The sequence below is a fragment of the Methylobacterium sp. BE186 genome (genome assembly GCF_031457035.1).
Taxonomy (GTDB): Bacteria; Pseudomonadota; Alphaproteobacteria; order Rhizobiales; family Beijerinckiaceae; genus Methylobacterium; species Methylobacterium segetis.
Window position 1 is genome coordinate 21387 of record NZ_JAVDVV010000002.1, and the last position, 20086, is coordinate 41472.

19 protein-coding genes and 1 tRNA gene are annotated in these 20086 nt (G+C 69.2%); 4 read left to right on the forward strand and 16 right to left on the reverse strand.

Annotated features, from left to right (window positions below; translation table 11 throughout):
* Window positions 1-45: 45 nt before the first annotated feature.
* Together J2X36_RS02225 and J2X36_RS02230 are read right to left on the reverse strand one after the other, a co-directional pair.
* Window positions 46-1437 carry an HlyD family type I secretion periplasmic adaptor subunit gene (locus tag J2X36_RS02225; protein ID WP_310345643.1) on the reverse strand — a complete coding sequence of 464 codons (1392 nt, stop codon included), beginning with the start codon at window positions 1435-1437 and terminating at the stop codon, window positions 46-48.
* 1607 nt (window positions 1438-3044) lie between these two features.
* Window positions 3045-4019 carry a homocysteine S-methyltransferase family protein gene (locus J2X36_RS02230; protein WP_310345646.1) on the reverse strand — a complete coding sequence of 325 codons (975 nt, stop codon included), beginning with the start codon at window positions 4017-4019 and terminating at the stop codon, window positions 3045-3047.
* A gap of 389 nt (window positions 4020-4408) precedes the next feature.
* Here J2X36_RS02230 and J2X36_RS02235 point away from each other — a divergent pair, with 389 nt between their 5' ends.
* From J2X36_RS02235 to J2X36_RS02250, 4 genes are all read left to right on the forward strand, one after another.
* Complete coding sequence (locus tag J2X36_RS02235) at window positions 4409-5218, forward strand: class I SAM-dependent methyltransferase (RefSeq protein ID WP_310345649.1); 810 nt, start codon at window positions 4409-4411, stop codon at window positions 5216-5218.
* Window positions 5219-5337: 119 nt separating this feature from the next.
* Entirely contained in the window at window positions 5338-6213 is an 876-nt protein-coding gene (locus J2X36_RS02240) for an alpha/beta hydrolase (RefSeq protein WP_310345651.1), read from the forward strand.
* A 21-nt stretch (window positions 6214-6234) separates the two neighbouring features.
* A complete protein-coding gene (locus tag J2X36_RS02245; RefSeq protein WP_310345655.1) occupies window positions 6235-6867 on the forward strand; it encodes a hypothetical protein in 633 nt (210 codons plus the stop codon).
* Window positions 6868-7152: 285 nt separating this feature from the next.
* Window positions 7153-7740 (forward strand): MYG1 family protein, encoded by a 588-nt coding sequence (locus tag J2X36_RS02250; protein ID WP_310345656.1) that lies wholly within the window; start codon window positions 7153-7155, stop codon window positions 7738-7740.
* 6 nt (window positions 7741-7746) lie between these two features.
* Here the strand turns inward: J2X36_RS02250 and J2X36_RS02255 are convergent.
* From J2X36_RS02255 to xseA, 14 genes are all read right to left on the reverse strand, one after another.
* A tRNA-Met gene (locus J2X36_RS02255) sits at window positions 7747-7823 on the reverse strand.
* 114 nt (window positions 7824-7937) lie between these two features.
* A complete protein-coding gene (gene trpB, locus J2X36_RS02260; protein ID WP_310345658.1) occupies window positions 7938-9179 on the reverse strand; it encodes a tryptophan synthase subunit beta in 1242 nt (413 codons plus the stop codon).
* A 108-nt stretch (window positions 9180-9287) separates the two neighbouring features.
* Window positions 9288-9935 (reverse strand): phosphoribosylanthranilate isomerase, encoded by a 648-nt coding sequence (locus J2X36_RS02265; protein ID WP_132254914.1) that lies wholly within the window; start codon window positions 9933-9935, stop codon window positions 9288-9290.
* A gap of 16 nt (window positions 9936-9951) precedes the next feature.
* A complete protein-coding gene (locus J2X36_RS02270) occupies window positions 9952-10314 on the reverse strand; it encodes a lipopolysaccharide assembly protein LapA domain-containing protein (protein ID WP_132254915.1) in 363 nt (120 codons plus the stop codon).
* Window positions 10315-10331: 17 nt separating this feature from the next.
* Window positions 10332-10643, reverse strand: coding sequence for an integration host factor subunit beta (gene ihfB, locus J2X36_RS02275; RefSeq protein ID WP_132254916.1), 312 nt, complete (start codon window positions 10641-10643; stop codon window positions 10332-10334).
* A gap of 48 nt (window positions 10644-10691) precedes the next feature.
* Window positions 10692-11675 carry a signal peptide peptidase SppA gene (gene sppA / locus J2X36_RS02280; RefSeq protein WP_132254917.1) on the reverse strand — a complete coding sequence of 328 codons (984 nt, stop codon included), beginning with the start codon at window positions 11673-11675 and terminating at the stop codon, window positions 10692-10694.
* A gap of 387 nt (window positions 11676-12062) precedes the next feature.
* Entirely contained in the window at window positions 12063-13781 is a 1719-nt protein-coding gene (rpsA, locus tag J2X36_RS02285; RefSeq protein ID WP_310345667.1) for a 30S ribosomal protein S1, read from the reverse strand.
* Between the two features lie 275 nt (window positions 13782-14056).
* Complete coding sequence (locus tag J2X36_RS02290) at window positions 14057-14578, reverse strand: hypothetical protein (RefSeq protein WP_310345669.1); 522 nt, start codon at window positions 14576-14578, stop codon at window positions 14057-14059.
* A gap of 128 nt (window positions 14579-14706) precedes the next feature.
* Complete coding sequence (locus tag J2X36_RS02295) at window positions 14707-15423, reverse strand: DUF1013 domain-containing protein (protein WP_132256661.1); 717 nt, start codon at window positions 15421-15423, stop codon at window positions 14707-14709.
* Between the two features lie 151 nt (window positions 15424-15574).
* Complete coding sequence (locus J2X36_RS02300) at window positions 15575-16483, reverse strand: hypothetical protein (RefSeq protein WP_132256663.1); 909 nt, start codon at window positions 16481-16483, stop codon at window positions 15575-15577.
* A 115-nt stretch (window positions 16484-16598) separates the two neighbouring features.
* The gene (locus tag J2X36_RS02305; protein WP_132256666.1) at window positions 16599-17543 is read right to left on the reverse strand and encodes a ribose-phosphate pyrophosphokinase; all 945 of its coding nucleotides are present in this window, start codon (window positions 17541-17543) and stop codon (window positions 16599-16601) included.
* A 209-nt stretch (window positions 17544-17752) separates the two neighbouring features.
* Window positions 17753-17980, reverse strand: coding sequence for a DUF4170 domain-containing protein (locus J2X36_RS02310; RefSeq protein WP_109893612.1), 228 nt, complete (start codon window positions 17978-17980; stop codon window positions 17753-17755).
* A 153-nt stretch (window positions 17981-18133) separates the two neighbouring features.
* The gene (locus tag J2X36_RS02315; protein ID WP_310345683.1) at window positions 18134-18346 is read right to left on the reverse strand and encodes a TOBE domain-containing protein; all 213 of its coding nucleotides are present in this window, start codon (window positions 18344-18346) and stop codon (window positions 18134-18136) included.
* A 106-nt stretch (window positions 18347-18452) separates the two neighbouring features.
* Window positions 18453-20021: an exodeoxyribonuclease VII large subunit gene (xseA, locus tag J2X36_RS02320; RefSeq protein ID WP_310345685.1), complete on the reverse strand. Its 1569-nt coding sequence runs from the start codon at window positions 20019-20021 to the stop codon at window positions 18453-18455.
* Between the last annotated feature and the right edge of the window lie 65 nt (window positions 20022-20086).

Below are 20086 nucleotides of genomic sequence, written 5' to 3' on the forward strand. Positions count from 1 at the left end.
GCCGAAGGGCTGCGGGGCTTATGAGCCAGCTTCGCCGCGCTCCGATCAGTTTGTCGTCAACTGATCGACCGTTGGAATATGATGGATCGGATCTTCAGTAACGAGCCCCATCCTCCGCTCGATCTGCTCGGCGAGCGGCTTCACCAAGTAGCTGATGATCGTTCGATCGCCGATGCTCATGTGCGCCTCGACAGGCAGGCCGGGCAGCAGGACAGATTTGCCGAGAAGCGCTTCCTGGCCCTCGGACGGACGGATCCGGACGGTGTAGTACGGGGCACCCGTCTTCTGATCCTGACTGACATCCGCAGCGATCCGCATCACGCTGCCGCCGATCTCAGGTGTCCGTGTCTGGTTCAGGGTGGGGAAGCGCAGCGAGGCGAGCTGACCAACCTTCACGTAGGCGATGTCCTGCGGATTGACTTGGACCTCGACCACCCGCTGGTCAGCTGAGGGTACGATCAGCATCGCCGGCTCGCTCGGCACTACCAGCCCGCCGATCGTATGAACCTTCAGCTCCTGCACGAAGCCGTCCTGCGGCGCCCGAATGTCAATGCGCTTGAGCCGGTCCTCAGCCGCCACCCGCTTCTCGACGAGCTCTGACCAGCGCCCCCGGATCTCGGACAACGATTTGCCGACCTCCGTGCGCATGTCCCCGTCCACCTGCAGGATCTGCAGTTCCGTCTCGGCTACCTTGCCCTTCGTCTGCGCGATCGAGGCCACGACCCTGCCTCGCTCTCCGGACAACCCGGCCGAATTGCGCTCCAAAGCGTTGAGCTTCGCGAACTGCACCAGGTTCTGGGCGAAGAGGTCACGCACCCCCCTCAACTCATCGTTGATCAAGGAGATCTCGCGCGCCTTGGCCACGACCTGTCTCTCCAGACCGCCGATCTCTTCGCCGAGCTGCGTGACCCGTTCGCGCAGCTGCGCCTTCTGGCCCTCGCGTGCGGAGAGCCGCGCCTTGAACAGACGCGTCTCACTCTCGATCAGGTGCCGCACCGTTGAATCGCTGACTGCGCGCGTCAGAAGATCGTCTGGGAACGTGATGCTGGACGCACCATCCCGCTCTGCCTCCTGTCGGGCTTGTTGCGCCGCCAACTCGTCCAGCGCTTTGCGCACGATGTCGAGTTCGGCCCGCGTCTGCGTCTCGTCGAGCCGGATCAGCACCTGACCGACCGTTACGCGCGCGCCCTCCCGCACGAAGAGCTGCCCGACGACCCCACCGGTCGGGTGCTGGACCTTCTTCACGTCGGACTCGACGACGATGCGGCCTGGGGCGATCACGGCGCCCGAGAGGGTAGAGACAGAGGCGATGCTGGCGGTCGCGACGAGGAAGGCGCACGCACCCAACCCGACCATCAGGTGCCGGCGGATTGAGCCTTGGGTGGAGGGACGCTGACGCGCCACCGAATCAACGCCGCTAGATTGTTCGTTGGCCATGATTTATCCGCGCAGTCGCTGGAGTTCACCGTAAGGCAAATCCGGTCTGCATCAAACGGCATCCAAACGGGGCAGCCCTTGTGCATCTGAACAATGCACTGCCTGCGGAGCAGCTAAGCGGAAGTCCTGCAGCCTTTGGCGGGTGAAAGCCCGACGAACTATGAGTTGCAAGGCGAACTGCGCGTACACTGCCCAGACACGACTGAGCCCGCCATAGGACGAGCGCAAACGCCCGCTCGAAGTTGGCGGCAGCCATAGTGAACTCTCAAGCTTAGAGAAATAAAGGATAAGTTGTGCAACCTACGTGCGCTTGCAGACGTAAGAGCGGAACGACCGCGAGCGAGTGCGGGCAAGATCCGGGACTGGGGGAGCGCCGAGCTCTACGGTCGAGGTAATGGCTCAGCTCTTGCGGTGGCCGATGAGGCCGACGAGAGCATTGAGCGAGATGTTCCAGAAAGATACGAGCCGCCGACGCATTTTGAGGCCTGCTGAGACCCTTACGGTCCTGATTGGCACCGTCCTTCTGTTCGCGGTGGCGGCCACAGGGACAGTGATGCTGGCGCTCGACGTTGTTGCCCTCTTCCGACACTGAAGGGAGCGCGGGCTCGTCCTCGCGCTTTGCAAGGCCGCAGGCCAGAACGAAAACCCGAACTGCCGAGTTTAAAGGCGGCGACCTTCGGAGGCGGCCATGCTCAGCGGTCTCATCTCAGCAGTTTCGAAGAAGAAGCAGCCTGAGGCCTCACCGAGCGCCGCGATTGCTGCGGTGCCAGCCGATCAGCTCGCGCTCGCCCCGATGGAGCCGGGCTCTTTAGGAGAGCTCTCGCCCGCTCCAGCAGATGTGCTGCCTGCACTCACCGCGCCCGCAGGGAGGCTGAGATGGTCGCCAACAGCTTCAAGAAGCGCTTCGCCGTGCCGATCCTCACCGGCAGGAGGGCGCAGACAGTGCGCGCGATCGGAAGGGTTACAGTCTGGCGCTAGGTGGGGCATGGAAGCCGGTGGGCCGTCACGTGCGCCCACGGAGTGGATGGGGATGGCGGCCTCTCCGTCTCAAGTATCGGCAATGAAAGGTAGATCCCGGCGGAGTGAACGCTCGGCGCCGCGTTCGCAGGATCGAGTTCCTCGGGGACGCCTCCGCATGCCGCCTAGGAGGGCAGCGCCCACGAAAAACGCAGTTTCAGCAGTGGGTTGACGCCGACAATGGACGCGGACCCGTTGATTGGGGTGTTGTTTTCGAAAATAGTGGACGCAGGAAAGAAGAAGGCCAGCCCTAACGCACTGGCCTGATTGATGAATCCCGATGTAGTGGACGCCGAATGTTTGCTTGGGGTTCAGAACGCGGCGCAGGCGAGCGCGCTACCTGATGGCGCCGACCTCCTTCCGCGGTCGCGTTGCCATGCAGATGGGTGGCAAGAACATGACCATGACCGAGGTCTAAGCGGGACACCGGACTGGAGCCTGCGGCGTCGGCAAAACACCGGTTCTGTGCGCCCGCTCGTCGTCTGACGGCCAACTTGGACAACGTTCATTACGGGGCGCCCGACGTGACGACCGTAATATCCATCGGCCCTCTTACGATGACGTCCACTCCCGCCTAACCGTCGGCCCCTTCACTGCCATCGGCTCTCGACGGACGCAGAAGCCTCCTCGATGCAAGCCTCGCAGATCGCGGCGATGTGCCGGTGATCAGTGCCGCAGCAGCCGCCAAGGACCGTGAGGCCAGGCAGGCGCTTTCGGAGGCCGGCATAGCGGCGCGCGAGGTCCACGGGGTCGCCGATATCAAGCTCGGTGGCGGCATCGAGTTCAGCATGGCTCTTCGTCGAGGCGTTGGCCCGCAGGCCTCGGAGCCGTTCGAGCCAAGGCTCCTCTTCCGCTAGCACGGCCTCGAAATGCGCGGGGTGAGCGCAGTTGATCATGTAGTAGGTGGGGTAGGCCTCGGTGGACGCATCGGTCTCCTGGATCGCGGAGCCGAGGGGCTGACCCGAAGGCAGGCGGCCATCGGTCTCAAGCGTGAAGGAAATGACCACCGGCAGACCTGCCGCGCGGGCTGCACGGGCAATGCCGACCGCTTCCGCGACCGAGGTCATTGTGACCGCACTCACCATGTCGGCCTCGCTAGCCGCAATGACCTCGATCTGAGCACGATGGTATTCGGCGGCCTGATCGGCCGACATGGCCTTTTCAGGCTCGTAGCCATCGCCCCGTGGTCCGATCACGCCGTTGAGAACGAGCGGCAGATCGGCCCTCGCATGCCGATGCCGCAGGGCCGAGACGAACTGGATGGCGGTGCGGTTCACCTCGGCGAGGGCGCCCGAGTCAAAGCCGAGCCGCTCACCCCAATCAGCGTTGGCCCGCCAAGTCGGCGTGTCCAGGATCATGCCGGTCCGGTACCGCTGGGCGAGCGCGATGTAGGGATCGAAGAAGCGCAGCAGGCGGCTCCGGCCCTCCTCGCTGCAGAGCAGCGGAAACGCCGCGAAGCAGGGCAGTTCGAGCCCATCCCCGAACACCAGGGTGGTCTCAAGCCCGCCGTCGGTCAGGAACGGTCGACCGCTGAGCTGGGGCAGAGCACTACGAAACAGGGGCATTGCGCGCCTCTGGAGGAAGCCGATGAGCCTCAAAAACGGAGTGGGCGGCTGCCATTCCTGGCTGGGCGGCAATCTCGTCCCGCCGACTGCACGAAGTCAAGATCACGATCGGTCGAGCAAGACGACGAGCCGAATGCGCAGCTTGGCGTCAAGACACCGGAGGTGTTTCCTCGTCGCCTCAACGCTCAGGCAGAATGCATTCGCCGATAGGCGCACGATACCACTGCGTTCCGCAACTCGCTCATCGCCGAACGTGCTGCGGGAGCACTGAACTTCGCTTACGCGGGCTACGCAGCGTACCTTCGGATCTGCGGAGAACACGGCACGATGGACTTTCGTGCGCGAGTGACGGCATCCTGAATGGGGGGTGCCGCGCACCGGATGCGACCATGCACTACGAGATCCAGCCCCACAACGCCCGGCCCGCCGGCATCTGGAATTCCGGCGGGGCGCGCTACAACGAGATCAGTCGCGGCATCGCCGACAGCATCGAGCACTGCGTCCTGCGCCTCGATCCACGGCCGGGCGAGCGGGTGCTCGACCTGGCGACAGGCACCGGCTGGACCTCGCGCGTGGTTGCCAGACGGGGCGCGCAGGTGACCGGCGCCGACATCAGCGCCGATCTCTTGGCGTTCGCCGCCGAGCAGGCCAGGAGCGAGGGCCTCGACGTCACCTACCAGTTGGGAGACGCGGAAGGTCTGCCGTTCGAGGACGACGCGTTCGACGCCGTCATCTCCACCTGCGGCGTGATGTTCGCGAGCCGTCCCGAGACCGCGGCTGCCGAAATGGCACGGGTCTGCCGGAAGGGCGGACGGATCTGTCTCACCACTTGGCTCGCGGAGGGCAGCGTGTTCAAGATGTTCATGGTGATGAAGCCCTACATGCCGCCACCACCCGAACCAGCCCCGCCCTCGCCGTTCGCCTGGGGCCGGACGGAGCGGATCGAGGAACTCCTCGGCCAGAACTTCGAGCTCGCCTTCGAGAAGGGCGTCTCGTTCTACCGCGAGCCGAGCGCCGAGGCGGCTTGGGAGCGGTTCTCCGGCGGCTACGGCCCGACCAAGGCGCTGGCCGCCAGCCTCGACGAGCCTCGCCGGGCCGACCTGCGCCGCGACTTCATCGCCTTCCATGACCAATTTTCGACGTCGCTCGGCATCTGTGTGCCCCGCGAGTACTGGGTTACGCGCGGCATCCGCCACTAGCCTGCGCTTGGCTGAGCCATGCGAAGCAGGGTCAGCACCGATCCTGTCCACGGACTAAAGGGCAACGGCACAATTCATCGCCCCAGTCGAGAGCATCACTCCTGTGCAAGGAGGCTGGCATGACGCGTTGCGCGATCCTCACTTTGGCCATGCTCGCGATCGGTCCGGCATCGGCCGATCCCGTGGAACTCTCCGCCTTTCGTGCCTTGGTGCGACCTGCGCCGACCCTGCAGATCGCCTATGGCGAGGCTTCCTCTCAGGGCATCGATGTGTATTTGCCCGAAGGTCCCGGCCCACACCCAGTCGCGGTCCTCATCCACGGGGGTTGCTGGAGCGTCGCCACCGCCGGGCGCGAGCAGATGCGCCACCTGGGCCCGGAGCTGACGCGTCGCGGCATCGCTGTGTGGAGCATAGGCTACCGCCGCGCCGATGAGGCCGGTGGCGGCTATCCCGGAACTTATCAGGACGTGGGCGCCGCTCTGGGCCGCCTCGCTGAAGAGGCAGGAGGCCGCAACCTGGACCTCTCGCGCGTGGTGTTCGTGGGCCATTCGGCGGGCGGTCATCTGGCCCTTTGGGCGGCCTCGCGCAGCTCACTGCCGTCCACGAGCCCTCTTCACGCAACACCCCAGTTTGCCCCGCGTGCGGTCATCAGTCTGGGCGGCGTGGGCGATCTTGCGGCGTTCGCACGGTTCGTTCCTGTGCTCTGCGGCCCGGGCATTGTCGAGCGACTCGCCCCAGCAGACAAGCTATCGGAAGTCTCGCCCGCAGCCCTCCCGCCAGCAGGTGTGCCGGTCTTTCTGGTCAGCGGCGTGCTGGATCGGCTCACGCCGCCATGGGTCGCGTACGACTATGCCCGCGCGGTGCGAGGAAAGTCCGGAAGTGCGCCGCGGCTCATCAACGTCCCGGATGCCGGGCACTTCGATTTGGTCACACCGCCGGCGCCGGCTTGGCAGGACGTACGTGGTCTGATCGAGGCATCCTTGGAACTCCAGTAAGCTGCCGTCGGGCCGCTCTGCGTGGGCCTGCTCAGTCTCACCCTTACACGGGAGCGGATCGGCAGGCGGTACGTCCTGACCGGGGTGCGAATCCTGGCTGACCCGTCCGACCCGAACGACGTCGCGCATGTCCGAGCCCTGCAGGACGCGATCAGCGTCGAGCAGCCGGGCGAACCGGGCACGTTCGAGGGGCCGTCCTGGGATCCGGCGGCCCAGAAGAAGGTGCGCGACGCGCTATTGATTCTCGCCTCGACGCTCCCCGACACGAACCGCATGTTCGGCACCAAGGATCAGGTCGACCCGGTGCGATGCCTGATTGGGGCCGCCTCGGCCTGGGATGCCAATCCACAGACGGAGACGGTCTACCTCAACGTCGTCCCGGCCATGAACGACGGCAGCACCGTCTACAAGCTCGCTGTAAAGGACGTGCCGGTCGAGGGGTTCTGGTCGGTCAGCCTCTCCAATGCCGAAGGCTACTACCAACCGAAGCCGTACAACGCCTACTCGCTCAACCCACGTGCTGGTGAAGTGGGGGCTGCGACGCGGTCGCCTTCTTCCTCCAGAGCAGACCATCGACGCGGCGGGAGCGAAGGTCCGGAAGGGGTCACTCTGAGGCCTTTACCTGAGCCGCGCAGAGCGTCCGCTGACCTGTAGCTTGGCCCCGAAGCGGACGGACCGCTATCGGCCAACGTCGGTTCGTTTGCAGCCCAAGGTCGGCCTACTTGAAAGCGGACGCTTCGCGAACCTCTCGTAAGCCGATGAACGAATAGTCCGGGCCATCGCCAGCACGGCGGCCCTCAGGTGAGGCGCCCCGAACTGATTCGTGTTGATTGCCTTTCCGGCCAGCTTTGCGCTTCGGCCTAGGAGCGAAGCCGTATTTGGATCAGGACAGGCCGTAAGTTCTGGGTCATTCAGCCGAAGCGCCGAGCGGAGAAGGAAATGTCGCCATCGACTCCCCAATTGGTCACCCCTAGTGGGACCTTCCACCTCGATGAAACCTTCGCCTATGCCGTCCTACGGCTGGCACTCAGCCTACGTGAGGTCGGGCGAGATCATGAGCTTGTGCGAACCCGCGACGAGGCTGAGATCGCGCGGGCCGATCTGGTGTGGGACGTGGGAGCAGCCTGGGAGCCCGCGGCGGGTCGTTTCGACCATCACCAGCGTGGCGCGCCGGTGGGAGAGGATGGCACGCCCTTCAGCGCAGCCGGATTGGTCTGGCGCTACTACGGTGAAGCCGCCGTGCAGAACGTGCCAGGTCCCCCTGATGCGGCGCAGTTCGACGCGCAGGTCGGCCGATCGTTCGGCCTGCATCGACGAAGGTATGGCTCACAAGCGGAACCGATGTTCTCGGCACGGCCCATACCTTCGCGCGTCAGCGGTCGACATCTCCGGTCCGAGGAAACGGGATTCACTCGGCGGCGGCTCTTGATCCCGGCCACCGATGCCGGATCGACCCGTGCGACCCCGTTGCGACCCAGCGCGAACGGAGTTCAAATCTCGGTCGAAGAAAACTGGATAAGTCGTTGAAGTGATTGGTAGCGAGGGAGGGATTTGAACCCCCGACACAAGGATTATGATTCCTCTGCTCTAACCAGCTGAGCTACCCCGCCCCAAGCCGGGCCGCCGATGGGATCGGCGGCCGTCCGGAGACCGGCGGTATAGGGAAAACGGGCTTCCGGTGTCAACGGGCTCACGCTTCCAAACCGCGCGGAAACGCGCCCGCCTCAGAGGCGGGTCCCCAGGATCTCGGCCACCTGCGGGATGTCCTTGTCGCCGCGTCCGGAGAGGTTGAGCACCATCAGGTGGTCGGCCGGCTTGGCGGGGGCGATCTCGAGGAGCTTGGCGAGCGCGTGGGCGGGCTCCAGGGCCGGGATGATGCCCTCGAGCTTCGAGCAGAGCTTGAACGCCTCCAGCGTCTCGCCGTCGGTGGCCGAGAGGTAGGTCACGCGGCCCGCCTCGTGGAGCCAGGCGTGCTCGGGGCCGATGCCGGGATAGTCCAGGCCCGCCGAGATCGAGTGCGCGTCGGCGATCTGCCCGTCCGCGTCCTGCAGCAGGTAGGTGCGGTTGCCGTGCAGCACGCCCGGCTTGCCGCCCGTGAGCGAGGCTGCGTGCAGGCCCGAGGCGACGCCGTGGCCCGCCGCCTCGACGCCGTAGATCTCGACCTCGCGGTCGTCGAGGAAGGGGTGGAACAGGCCCATCGCGTTCGAGCCGCCGCCGATGCAGGCGATCAGCGAATCGGGAAGCCGCCCCTCCTGCGCGAGCATCTGGCTCTTCGTCTCGCGCCCGATGATCGACTGGAAGTCGCGCACCATCGCCGGGTAGGGATGGGGGCCCGCCACCGTGCCGATGCAGTAGAACGTGTCCGCGACGTTCGTCACCCAGTCGCGCAGGGCCTCGTTCATCGCGTCCTTGAGGGTCTTGGTGCCGGACTCGACCGGGACCACCTCGGCGCCGAGCATCTTCATGCGGAAGACGTTGGGCGCTTGGCGGGCCACGTCGACGGCGCCCATGTAGACCACGCATTGCAGGCCGAAGCGGGCGCAGAGGGTCGCGGTGGCGACGCCGTGCTGGCCGGCCCCCGTCTCCGCGATGATCCGCGGCTTGCCCATGCGGCGGGCGAGCAGGATCTGGCCCAGCACGTTGTTCACCTTGTGGGAGCCGGTGTGGTTCAGCTCCTCGCGCTTGAAGAACACGCGGGCGCCGTAGCCGGGCTTGGCGCCCGTGCGCAGGTGCTCGGTCAGGCGCTCGGCGTAGTAGAGCGGGCTCGGCCGGCCGACATAGTGGGTCAGGTAGGAATCCATCTCCGCCTGGAAGGCCGGGTCGGCCTTGGCGGCCTCGTAGGCCGCCTCCAGGTCGAGGATCAGCGGCATCAGGGTCTCGGCCACGAAGCGACCGCCGAAGATGCCGAAGCGGCCGCGCTCGTCGGGGCCGGTGCGGAACGAGTTCGGGGTGGGGGCGATGGTCACGGGCTGCACTTCCTGAGAACGTTCGGCGCGTCGTTCCGCGACCTCTAAACCCGGGGCGGCCGACCTGCAACGCGGCGCGCTGCGGCACCCCCGCCGAGGCTCGGGCGCTCAGGCGCTCCCGCGCGCGGCCGCGACGAAGGCGCGGATCCGGTCCGGGTCCTTGAGGCCGGGGCCGGTCTCGACGCCGGAGGACACGTCGACCGCCTCCGCGCCGCTGCGCCGGAGCGCCTCGGCGACGTTCTCGGGGGTCAGGCCCCCGGAGAGCATGGTGCCGGCGGGCAGCCGCACGCCGGCAAGGAGGTCCCAGTCGAAGGCGACGCCGTTGCCGCCGGGCAGCGCCGACCCGGGGGGCGCCTTGGCGTCGAGGAGGAGCCGGTCGGCGGCGGCCGCGTAGGGGGCGAGGAGCTTCAGGTCTTCGAGGCCCGCCACGCCCACCGCCTTCATCACCGGCCGGCCCGTCCGCGCCCGGATCGCGGCGACGCGCTCCGGGCTCTCGCGGCCGTGGAGTTGGATCAGGTCCGGATCGACCGCCTCCAAAGCCGCCGCGACGAGGGCGTCGTCCGGATCGACGAGGAGGACGACGCGCTCCGCCCGGCCGGCGGCCGCACGGGAGAGGGCGCGCGCCCGCTCCAGCTCGACATGGCGCGGACTCTTCGGGAAGTGGACGAGGCCGATCCAGTCGGCGCCCGCATCGAGGGCAGCCGTCAGCGTCGTCTCGGTGCTGAGGCCGCAGATCTTGACGCGGATGGCGGACATGGGAGCAGCGGAGACCTCAGCGGGGCGCCGGCAGGGCGGCGCGGTCGGAGCCCGTGCCGTAGAGCCCGCCCGTCTCGGAGGACGGCGCGTAGGTCCTCAGGCGCGCGGTCTCCCCTTCGAGCCGGCGGATCTCGCGGCGGCGGTCGCGCGCCTTGCGGCGGGCCTCGCCCTGGCCCGCCCAGGCGCCGATGCCGCCCACCACGATGCCGATCGCCACCGCGACGAACAGGATCGCGTAGAGGGGCAGGCTCAGGCTGAAGACCGGCGCCTCCGAGAAGGGGTCGAAGGAGAGGCGCACCGCCTCGCGGTTCGCGACGGCCAGCAGGATCACGAGGATCGCGACGGGAAGCAGCACCAGACCCTTGAGGAAGCGGATCATCGATCTCTCCGAGGTAATCAGTTCGAGGCGGCGGTGCTCTCGCCGATACCGGCCGCGTTGAGGCGCAGGCGCATCTCCTTGCCGGTCTTGAACACGGGGATCGCCTTCTCGGACACGGCAACGGCCGCGCCCGTGCGCGGGTTGCGCCCGCGCCGCGCGTCGCGCCGTTTCACCGAGAAGGCGCCGAAGCCGCGCAGCTCGACCCGGTCCCCCCGCGCCAGGGCGTCGGCGATCGTGTCGAGGATCGCGTTGACGAGGGTCTCGACGTCGCGCTGGTAGAGATGCGGGTTCTGCTCGGCGATCTTGAGCACAAGCTCTGACTTGATCATGCGGCGGTCTTCTCGAAGGATCCGGGTCGGGTGCGGGTGGCCGGCCTCTCAGCGGGCGGAGGCGCCCTCCGGGCGCCAGACGGCCATGAGGCCGCCCTCGGCGATCTCCCCCGCCTCCCGGCCGACCGCGCGGAGCCGCGCGCCGAGCCCGTCGAGGCCGGCGAGATCCGCGCCGAGGCCGAGCGCCGACCAGAGCTGGAAGCCGCTCTCGGAGCCCGGCTTCCAGTCGCGCACGGGCAGGTTCTTGGCCACCTTCCGCTCGGTCTCGAGCCACGCGATCGCCTGACGCTCGCCGCCGAGCTCGTCCACGAGCTTCAGGGGCACGCTCTGGCGCCCGCTGAAGACGCGCCCGTCGGCGACCTTGGCGAGCTCTGCCTCGCCCATCCTGCGCCGGTCGGCGACGAGGCCCTTGAACCAGCCGTAGGTGTCGCCGACGACGGCGGCGAGCGCCGCCCGTGCCTCCGGCGAGGTCGGGCTGAAGCCCGAGGGCTCCGCCTTGAGCGGCGAGGACTTGATGGACTCGACCTTGACGCCGACCTTGTCGAGCAGGCCCGAGACGTCCGGGTACTGGAACAGCACGCCGATCGAGCCGACGATCGCGGTCTCGCGGGCGACGATGTGGTCGGCGGCGATCGCCGTGATGTAGGCGCCCGACGCGGCCGTGCCGTCGACGAAGGCGACGATCGGCTTCTTCTCGGCGAGCTGGCGCAGGTTGCGGAACAGCTCCTCCGAGCCCGTGGTGGTGCCGCCCGGCGAGTTGATCGAGACGACGACCCCCTGCACGGCCGAGGACTCGCCGATCCGCTTCATCAGCTTCGCCGTGGCCTCGCTGCCGGCGATGAAGCCGGAGACCGAGATGCGCGCGATCTGCGGCTGCACGGCGCCGAAGAGAGCGCCCTCCGTGCCGGCGCGGACGCGGAAGCCCACGGCGCCGGCGGCGACCACGAGGCCGCCGATCCCGAGCACGCGCCACAGGGAGAGCTTGCGGCGCAGGCGCCGGCGGTCGATCAGGAGTTCGGCGTCAGCGGCCATGCGATGGCTGTCTCCCTCGCCTCCGGCGTGCGGCGCCGGACCGTGTCTCGCCCGAGCGACGCGGGGATAGCCCGCGCCCTGCCCGCCCCCGGGCGGCCTGCCCACGCCCCGGGCGGACCGGGGCGCATCGTCGGGCAAGTCATTGGTTTGCCAGGGACTCGCGGGCATTCAGGCCTGCCCGCGTGGCGTGTTCTAGCCTCGTGCGACGCGGACCGGCAAGAGGGCGCGGTGCGGTTCGGCGAGTCCCGTCCGGGACCCGTCTCCCGTTCCGGGAGGGGCGCGCATCCCCGCCGGCGCGGCGGCGCCACGAAAAAGCCCGCGCGGGGGCGGTCCCCGCGCGGGCTGATCGACGATGCCGGGGCCGCCTCTCGGGCGGCCCCGCGCGTCTCACTCCTTGTCGTCGCTCGTGCGGGCCTTCTTGAAGGCCGCGCCGAGGATGTCGCCGAGCGAGGCGCCGGAATCGGCGGAGCCGAACTGGGCCATCGCCTCCTTCTCCTCGGCGACCTCGAGCGCCTTGATCGAGACCTGCACGCGGCGGGCCTTGCGGTCGAACTGCACGACGCGGGCGTCGAACTTCTCGCCGGCCGCGAAGCGCTCGGGGCGCTGGTCGCCGCGGTCGCGGGCGAGCTCGGCCCGGCGCACGAAGGTGGTCAGGTCGGTGTCGATGATCTTCACCTCGACGCCCGAATCCTTGACCTCGGTCACCTCGCAGGTGACGACCTGGCCCTTCTTGATCTCGCCGGCTTCCGCGAAGGGGTCGCCGCCGAGCTGCTTGATGCCGAGCGAGATGCGCTCCTTCTCGACGTCCACGTCGAGAACCTGGGCGCGCACCATGTCGCCCTTCTTGAACTCGTCGATGACCTGCTCGCCCGGGCGGTTCCAGTCGAGGTCGGACAGGTGGACCATGCCGTCCACGTCGCCCTCGAGGCCGATGAACAGGCCGAACTCGGTCTTGTTCTTGACCTCGCCCTCGACCTCGGAGCCGACCGGATGCTGCTCGGAGAAGGCCTCCCAGGGGTTCTGGAGGGTCTGCTTGAGGCCGAGCGAGATGCGACGCTTGACGGGATCGACCTCCAGGATCTGCACCTCAACCTCCTGGGAGGTGGAGACGATCTTGCCCGGATGGACGTTCTTCTTGGTCCAGCTCATCTCGGAGACGTGGATGAGGCCCTCGATCCCCGGCTCCAGCTCCACGAAGGCGCCGTAATCGGTGATGTTGGTGACGCGGCCCTTGAGCTTGGCGTCGACCGGATAGCGCTGGGCGATGCCCTCCCACGGGTCGGCCAGCAGCTGCTTGATGCCGAGCGAGATGCGGTGCGTCTCGTGGTTGATCTTGATGATCTTGACCTTCACCGTCTGGCCGATGGTCACGACCTCGGACGGGTGGTTCACGCGGCGCCACGCCATGTCGGTGACGTGCAGAAGGCCGTCGATGCCGCCGAGATCGACGAAGGCGCCGTACTCGGTGATGTTCTTGACGACGCCGTCGATGACCTGACCTTCCTCGAGGTTGGCCACGAGCTCGGAGCGCTGCTCGGCGCGGCTCTCCTCCAGCACCGTGCGGCGCGAGACGACGATGTTGCCGCGGCGGCGGTCCATCTTGAGGATCTGGAAGGGCTGCGGCGTGCCGAGAAGCGGGGTCACGTCGCGCACCGGGCGGATGTCGACCTGGGAGCGCGGCAGGAAGGCCACGGCGCCGTCGAGATCGACGGTGTAGCCGCCCTTGACCTGGTTGAAGATCGTGCCGGTGACGCGCTCGTTGGCCTCGAAGGCCTTCTCGAGCTTGACCCAGCTCTCCTCGCGGCGCGCCTTGTCGCGCGAGATGACGGCCTCGCCGAGCGCGTTCTCGATGCGGTCGACATAGACCTCGACCTCGTCACCGACGCTGAGCTCGCCGTCGCGGCCGGGGCCCTGGAATTCCTTGAGGGCGACACGGCCTTCCGTCTTGGCGCCGATGTCGATGACGGCGACGTCCTTCTCGATCGCGACGACGCGACCCTTGACGACGGAGCCCTCGGTGATCTCGTGGCTGAGGAAGCTCTCCTCCAGCAGCGCCGCGAAATCCTCGCGGCTCGGTGCGCTCTGCACAGCGGTACCAGCAGTCATTCTGTCTCCTGAATGGCCCTTTCGGGGCCGGCGTCGGCGGCTCGTGTTGCGGGTGCCCTCCGCCATCGCCGCCCGCGGCCGGATCGGGCCTGAACGGGCTTGGCCTCCCCGCGGGAAGGGCCGACGCAGTCTCGAAGCGATGTCGAGGGCGATTCTCCCGGCGGCTGCGGGCCGGGCCGGGAAGGGCCGCGAGCCTCAGACATCCGTCCGGACAATCGGCGCGTTCCTTATCCGATCCGCGCCGCGACGGCAACCGGACCGCCTCGGGCGGTCCCTCAGCTCTCGAGGGGGGAGCGCGGCGCGTTGCGCAGCCAGATCGCGGAGGCCACCGCCAGCGGCTCCAGCGGCAGGGTCACCCGCCCGCAGCGGCGCCCCCAGAGGTCCAGGCCCTCGAAGCTCACCTCGCGGATCGTCAGCCACGCGCCGAAGGGGAAGATCGCCTCCGTCCCCTCCCCCGGCCCGTAGCATTCCTCGAAGGCGACCGGGTCGATCATGATCTGGTCGTACTTCTGCAGGTGCTCCAGCATCGAGACCTTGGAGCGGCGAAACAGCACCCGGTCCCGGTGGAAGGAGGAGAAGCAGGGCTCGTAGTCGGAGAGCGTGACCCGGAGCTTGCCGCCGATCCGCAGGTAGGGCGGGTTCGGGCCCGTCTCCCCGAAATTCGCCGGGCTCCAGCCCGCCTCGACCATCAGGGAATCGGCGAGGGTCACGGGCTCGGAGGGCACGGGCGGCCCGGGCAGGCCGGGCGGCGGCTCGGGGGTGGCGGGACGCACGATGTCGGTGCCGGCGGAGGCCATGGGGCGCTCCTTTCCTGTCGCCGCGCGGGATGCGCGACAGGCATTATCGCGCATGTCGGCCCGCTTGGCGACACGGGCCGGCTAACGATCCGCCCCGCGCCCGGAATGATACCGCCGAGATGCGGGCCTCACGCCTCCTCGTCGTCGTCCTCGTCCGTGCGGCGCATGCCCTTGAGCTTGGCGAAGACCGAATCGGCGTCGAGCCGGTCCTCGCGGCCCGCCGGGCGGCGCTCGTCGTACTCGGCCTCGGGCTCGGCGGTGGAGACCTCGGCCGGCAGGAGGGAGGCGCCCGCCTCGCCCGCCACCGCGGCCGGGCGGTCCTTGGCCGCGCGCTGCACCTCGAAATCGAGGTCGATCTGCGTGCAGAGGCCGAGGGTCACCGGGTCCATCGGCTGCAGCGAGCCCGAGTTCCAGTGGGTGCGCTCGCGGATCTGCTGGATCGTCGACTTCGTGGTGCCGACGAGGCGGATGATCTGCGCGTCCTTGAGCTCGGGATGGTTGCGCAGCAGCCAGAGGATGGCGTTCGGCCGGTCCTGGCGGCGCGACAGCGGGGTGTAGCGCGGCCCCTTCGTGGTGCGCTTGACCTCGGGCAGCTTCACCTTCGAGACCGCGACCTTGAGCCGGTAGTTCGGGGATTTCTGCGCCTTCTCGATCTCGTCGCGGGTGAGCTGGCCCGTGGTGATCGGGTCGAGGCCCTTGATGCCCGCGGCGACCTCGCCGTCGGCGATGCCCTTCACCTCCAGCGGGTGCAGCTTGCAGAAGTCGGCGATCTGCTCGAAGGCCAGCGAGGTGTTCTCGACCAGCCACACGGCGGTCGCCTTCGGCATCAGCGGACCCTGGGACATCGGGCAACTCCAACGAATGCGCGGGGACGGGCGGCGCGCTGCGGACGATGGTCCGCGGGCTCCGGCCCGCCCATCCGAGGGGCCGAAGCATCCCGTCTCACGCTGTAAAAGGGGAACGCCATCTATATAGGTTCCAAGGGGTTCCGCGCAATCACGATGATCGGGCGCGGGCCCCGGGCGCGCCTGAAGCGGCCCGCCCCGTCTCGCCGAGGAAGGCGTGGACGATCTCGGAGAATTCCGGCGTGCGCAGGTAGCCGTAGGATTTGTGGTGGTTCGCCTCCCCGTCCGGGCGGCGATAGGCGTTGATGACGGGCACGTCGACCGGGAGCACGCCGCGTCCGCTCGGGCCGAATTCCGCCCGCAGGTCGGCCGCCACCGTGGCGACGTCGGCCGGGTCGACGAGGTTCGTCCAGGCGAGCACGGTGTCGGGCACGCGGGCATCCCCGTGCTCGGCCTCGATCGCCGCCTTGACCTCGACGAGGCCGAGGGGGGCGCCGAGGGTGACGAGGTGCGCGACGCGGACGTCCTCGCCCGCCCGCTCCAGGATCCGCAGGCAATCGTAGGCGATGATCGCGCCCATCGAGTGGGCCGTGAGGAGGATGCGGCGGCCGGCCTCGCGCCTGAGCCGATCGATCAGGCGCGCCCGGGCGGCATCCCGGAAAGCCGCGTCCTGATGGTAGGTCCAGAGGTCGTCGAGGCGGAACTCGAGGATGGCGTCGTCGAGCGGCGTCAGGCCGATCGCGGCCTGGAGCCGGCCGATCCGGTGGTAGAGGCGCCCGGTGAGGCTGGTGCGGCCGGCATCCCGCTCCGGGTCGTAGCGGGGGAAGGCGCCGAGCCCGTCCGCCGCGTAGTAGGGCTCGCGGTTGCGCGCGTCGTCGAGGGGCGTGTCGTGGCGCAGGTCCGCCCAGTAGACGAACGCGAAGGGGAAATCCGCCGCCGGGACGGCGCAGTTGCGGGCGAGGCCCTCGCAGATCGCCGTCTTCCACCAGCGGGCCTTCTCCGCCTCGGGCGGCTTGTTGGCGAGCCCGTGGATGCCGATGACGACGCCTTCCCCGTTCATCCCCCGCGCGACTCCCGAAATCTCCCGCCCGCGGCGCCGCGCAACGGGCGCGGGGCCGGTTGTGCGCGATGAGATAGGGCGCGACCGCGCAAGGCGTACAGGCCGGGCCCGCGCCTCAGTCGAACAGGCTCGACACGCTCGATTCGGTGGCCGTGCGCCCGATCGCCTCGCCGAGCAGCGGCGCGATCGTGGCGACGCGGATGTTGCGGGCGAGCTTCACGGCCTGGGTCGGCTGGATCGAGTCCGTGATCACGAGTTCCTTCATCCGCGAGGCGGCGATGCGCGAGACGGCGCCGCCCGAGAGCACCCCGTGCGTGATGTAGGCCGAGACGTCCTTGGCGCCGGCATTCAACAGCGCCTCGGCCGCGTTCACGAGGGTGCCGCCCGAATCGACGATGTCGTCGACGAGGATGCAGGAGCGCCCCTCGACCTCGCCGATGATGTTCATGACCTCGGATTCGCCGGGTCGCTCGCGGCGCTTGTCGACGATGGCGAGCTGCGCGTCGATGCGCTTGGCGATGGCGCGCGCGCGCACCACGCCGCCGACGTCCGGCGAGACCACCATGCGGTCGCCGCCCGGTAGCCGCTCCTTGATGTCGCGCACCATCACGGGGGCGGCGAAGAGGTTGTCGGTCGGGATGTCGAAGAAGCCCTGGATCTGGCCGGCATGGAGGTCGAGGGTGAGGACGCGGTCGGCGCCGGCCTCGGTGATCAGGTTCGCCACGAGCTTGGCCGAGATCGGGGTGCGGCCCGAGGTGCGCCGGTCCTGGCGGGCGTAGCCGAAATAGGGGATCACCGCCGTGATGCGCCGCGCCGAGGAGCGCCGCGCGGCGTCGATCATGATGAGCAGCTCCATCAGGTGGTCGTTGGCCGGGAACGAGGTCGACTGGACGATGAAGACGTCCTCGCCGCGCACGTTCTCCTGAAGCTCGACGAAGATCTCCATGTCGGCGAAGCGCCGGACCATGCACTTGGCGAGCGGCAGCTCGAGGTAGGCGGCGATGGCCTCGGCCAATGGCCGGCTGGCATTGCCGGCGATGATCTTGATCGAGGACTTCATGCCGGCACACTCATGTCGCGGATCTGGGGCCAGAGGCGCTGCGGAACCTGGATTATGACGCCGGCCCGGCCGTCGGGACCACCGATCCGGCCGGCCGGGCTCTTATCAGCGGTGGATGGGCGTCACAATGGCTTCATGCCGGCGGCATCCCTGCCCTGCACGGCCGCGCCCCCCCGGAGCCTCCCGACGCGGGGCCGGCCCGACCGGCCTCACGGCTCGAGGAGCCGGTGCAGGTGCACGATGAAATAGCGGGTCTGGGCCGAATCGACCGTGGCCTGGGCCTTCGCCTTCCAGGCGGCCTGCGCGGAGGCGTAGTCGGGGAAGATGCCGACGATGTCGAGGCCCTTGACGTCGCGGAAGCGCACGCCCTCGAGCCGCTCCAGCTCGCCGCCGAACACGAGGTGGAGCTTCTGGTCGCTGTCGATGCTAGTGGTCATGCCCTCTCCTTCGGGACCCTCGCGCCCGGCCGCAAGCAAGGATCGGGCTCGGGCCGGGGCAGCCGAGCGGGTCGCAAACGCCGGCACCCGCGTCAACCATCCCGGCCGGGGGCGGGGGTTGCGGGCGGCGAACGGCGCGGGCGCCGGCCCGCCTCAGGATTTCGTCAGGAGCACGTTCACCGCCTTGGCGACCACGCTGACGCGGTCTCCGAGCTGCAACCCAAGCGCCCGCAGGGAATCGAGGGTCATCACCGAGCTCATGCGATACTCGGTGCCGACGAGCCGCACCTCGACCTGCGCCATCAGCGTGCCGTGCTTGATCTCGACCACCTCGGCCGGGATGTCGTTGCGGGCGCCGTGCTTCATCGGGGTCTCCTCTCGCGGGGTCGCGAGGCCCGATCTGGCGCAGGAGCCCGCGCGCGCCAAGCCGGGCGGGAAGCCGCCCGCCAAGCCGGGCACCGGGCCGGGCGCCTCAGAACAGGCTGCCCTGCCGGGCGGCGGGCGCGTCGGCGGCGGGCTCCCGGCGCTTCGCGGGGCGCCGCGCCGGGCGCGCGGGCGGGGCCTCGGCGACCCCGTCCCGCTGGCGCCCAACCTCTTGCTGGCGCCCACCATCCTGCTGGCGCCCTCCATCCTGCGGGCCGTCCGCCTCCGGCCCCTCGCCCTCCGCCCGCACCGCCGCGCCGCCATCGGCGAATTCGAGCCGCAGCCGGGCGCCCGGCGCGACCTGGGCGGCGGAGCGGACGCTCGCGCCGGTCTCGTCCCGGACGAGGGCGTAGCCGCGGGCGAGGACCGCCCGGTAGCTGAGCGAGCCGAGCAGCCGGTCGAGGCCGGCGAGCGCGTCGGCCCGGCGGCCGATCTGGTGCAGGATCGCGGTGCGCGGGCGGTGGTCGATCGCGGAGAGACGCGCGCGGGCCCGGGCGAGGCCGAGCTCCGGCGGGTGGCGGGCGAGGCGCTCCAGCACGCGGCCGAGCCGGTCGCGGAAGGTGCGGGCATTGTTGGCCAAAGCCGGCCGCAGGCGGGCCTCGGCGAGGTCGAGGCGCTGGCGCTTGCCCGCCAGGAAGGCGTCGGCGCCCGGCATCGCCCGCACGCTGGCGCGCAGGTCGCTCCGGTCCCGGTCGAGCTTGCGCAGGACCGCACCCCGCTGGCGGCGGCCGAGATCGTCGATCTGCGCCGTCAATTCGGCGTGGACGGGCACCGCCATCTCGGCCGCGCCCGTGGGCGTCGGCGCGCGTCGGTCGGCGGCGTAGTCGATCAGGGTGGTGTCGGTCTCGTGGCCCACCGCCGAGATCAGGGGGATCGCGCTCTCGAAGGCGGCGCGGACCACGACCTCCTCGTTGAAGGCCCAGAGATCCTCGATCGAGCCGCCGCCGCGGGCGACGATCAGCACGTCCGGCCGCGGGATCGGGCCGCCGGGGGCGAGGGCGTTGAAGCCCCGGATCGCGGCGGCGACCTCCTCGGCCGCGCCCTCCCCCTGCACCCGCACGGGCCAGACGAGGACGGGGCGGGGAAAGCGGTCCTCCAGCCGGTGCAGGATGTCGCGGATGACGGCGCCGGTCGGCGAGGTGACGACCCCGACCACGCGCGGCAGGTAGGGGATCGGGCGCTTGCGCTCGGGCGCGAACAGGCCCTCCGCCGCGAGCAGGCGCTTGCGCTCCTCCAGGAGCGCCATCCAGGCACCGATCCCGGCAGGCTCCAGGCTCTCGACGACGATCTGGTAGGAGGACTTGCCGGGATAGGTCGTGATCTTGCCGGTGGCGACGACCTCCAGCCCCTCCTTCGGCTTCTGCCGGAGGCGGTTGAGCGTGCCCTTCCAGACGACCGCGTCGATCTTCGCGTTGCCGTCCTTGAGCGAGAAATAGGCGTGGCCCGAGCCGTGCGGCCCGCGATAGCCCGAGATCTCGCCCCGCAGGCGCACGTGGCCGAAGGCGTCCTCCAGCGTCCGGCGGAGCGCCGCGGCGAGGTCGCCGACGCTCCACTCGGTCTGGTTCGTCGCGGCGGACTGGCTCGGCTGCGGCTGCGTCAGGGCGGCGAGGATGGACATGGGGCGGGAGGCTAGCGCCGCCCGGGGCGATGGTCGAGGGCGCCGGGGCCACGGTGGGCCGCCGC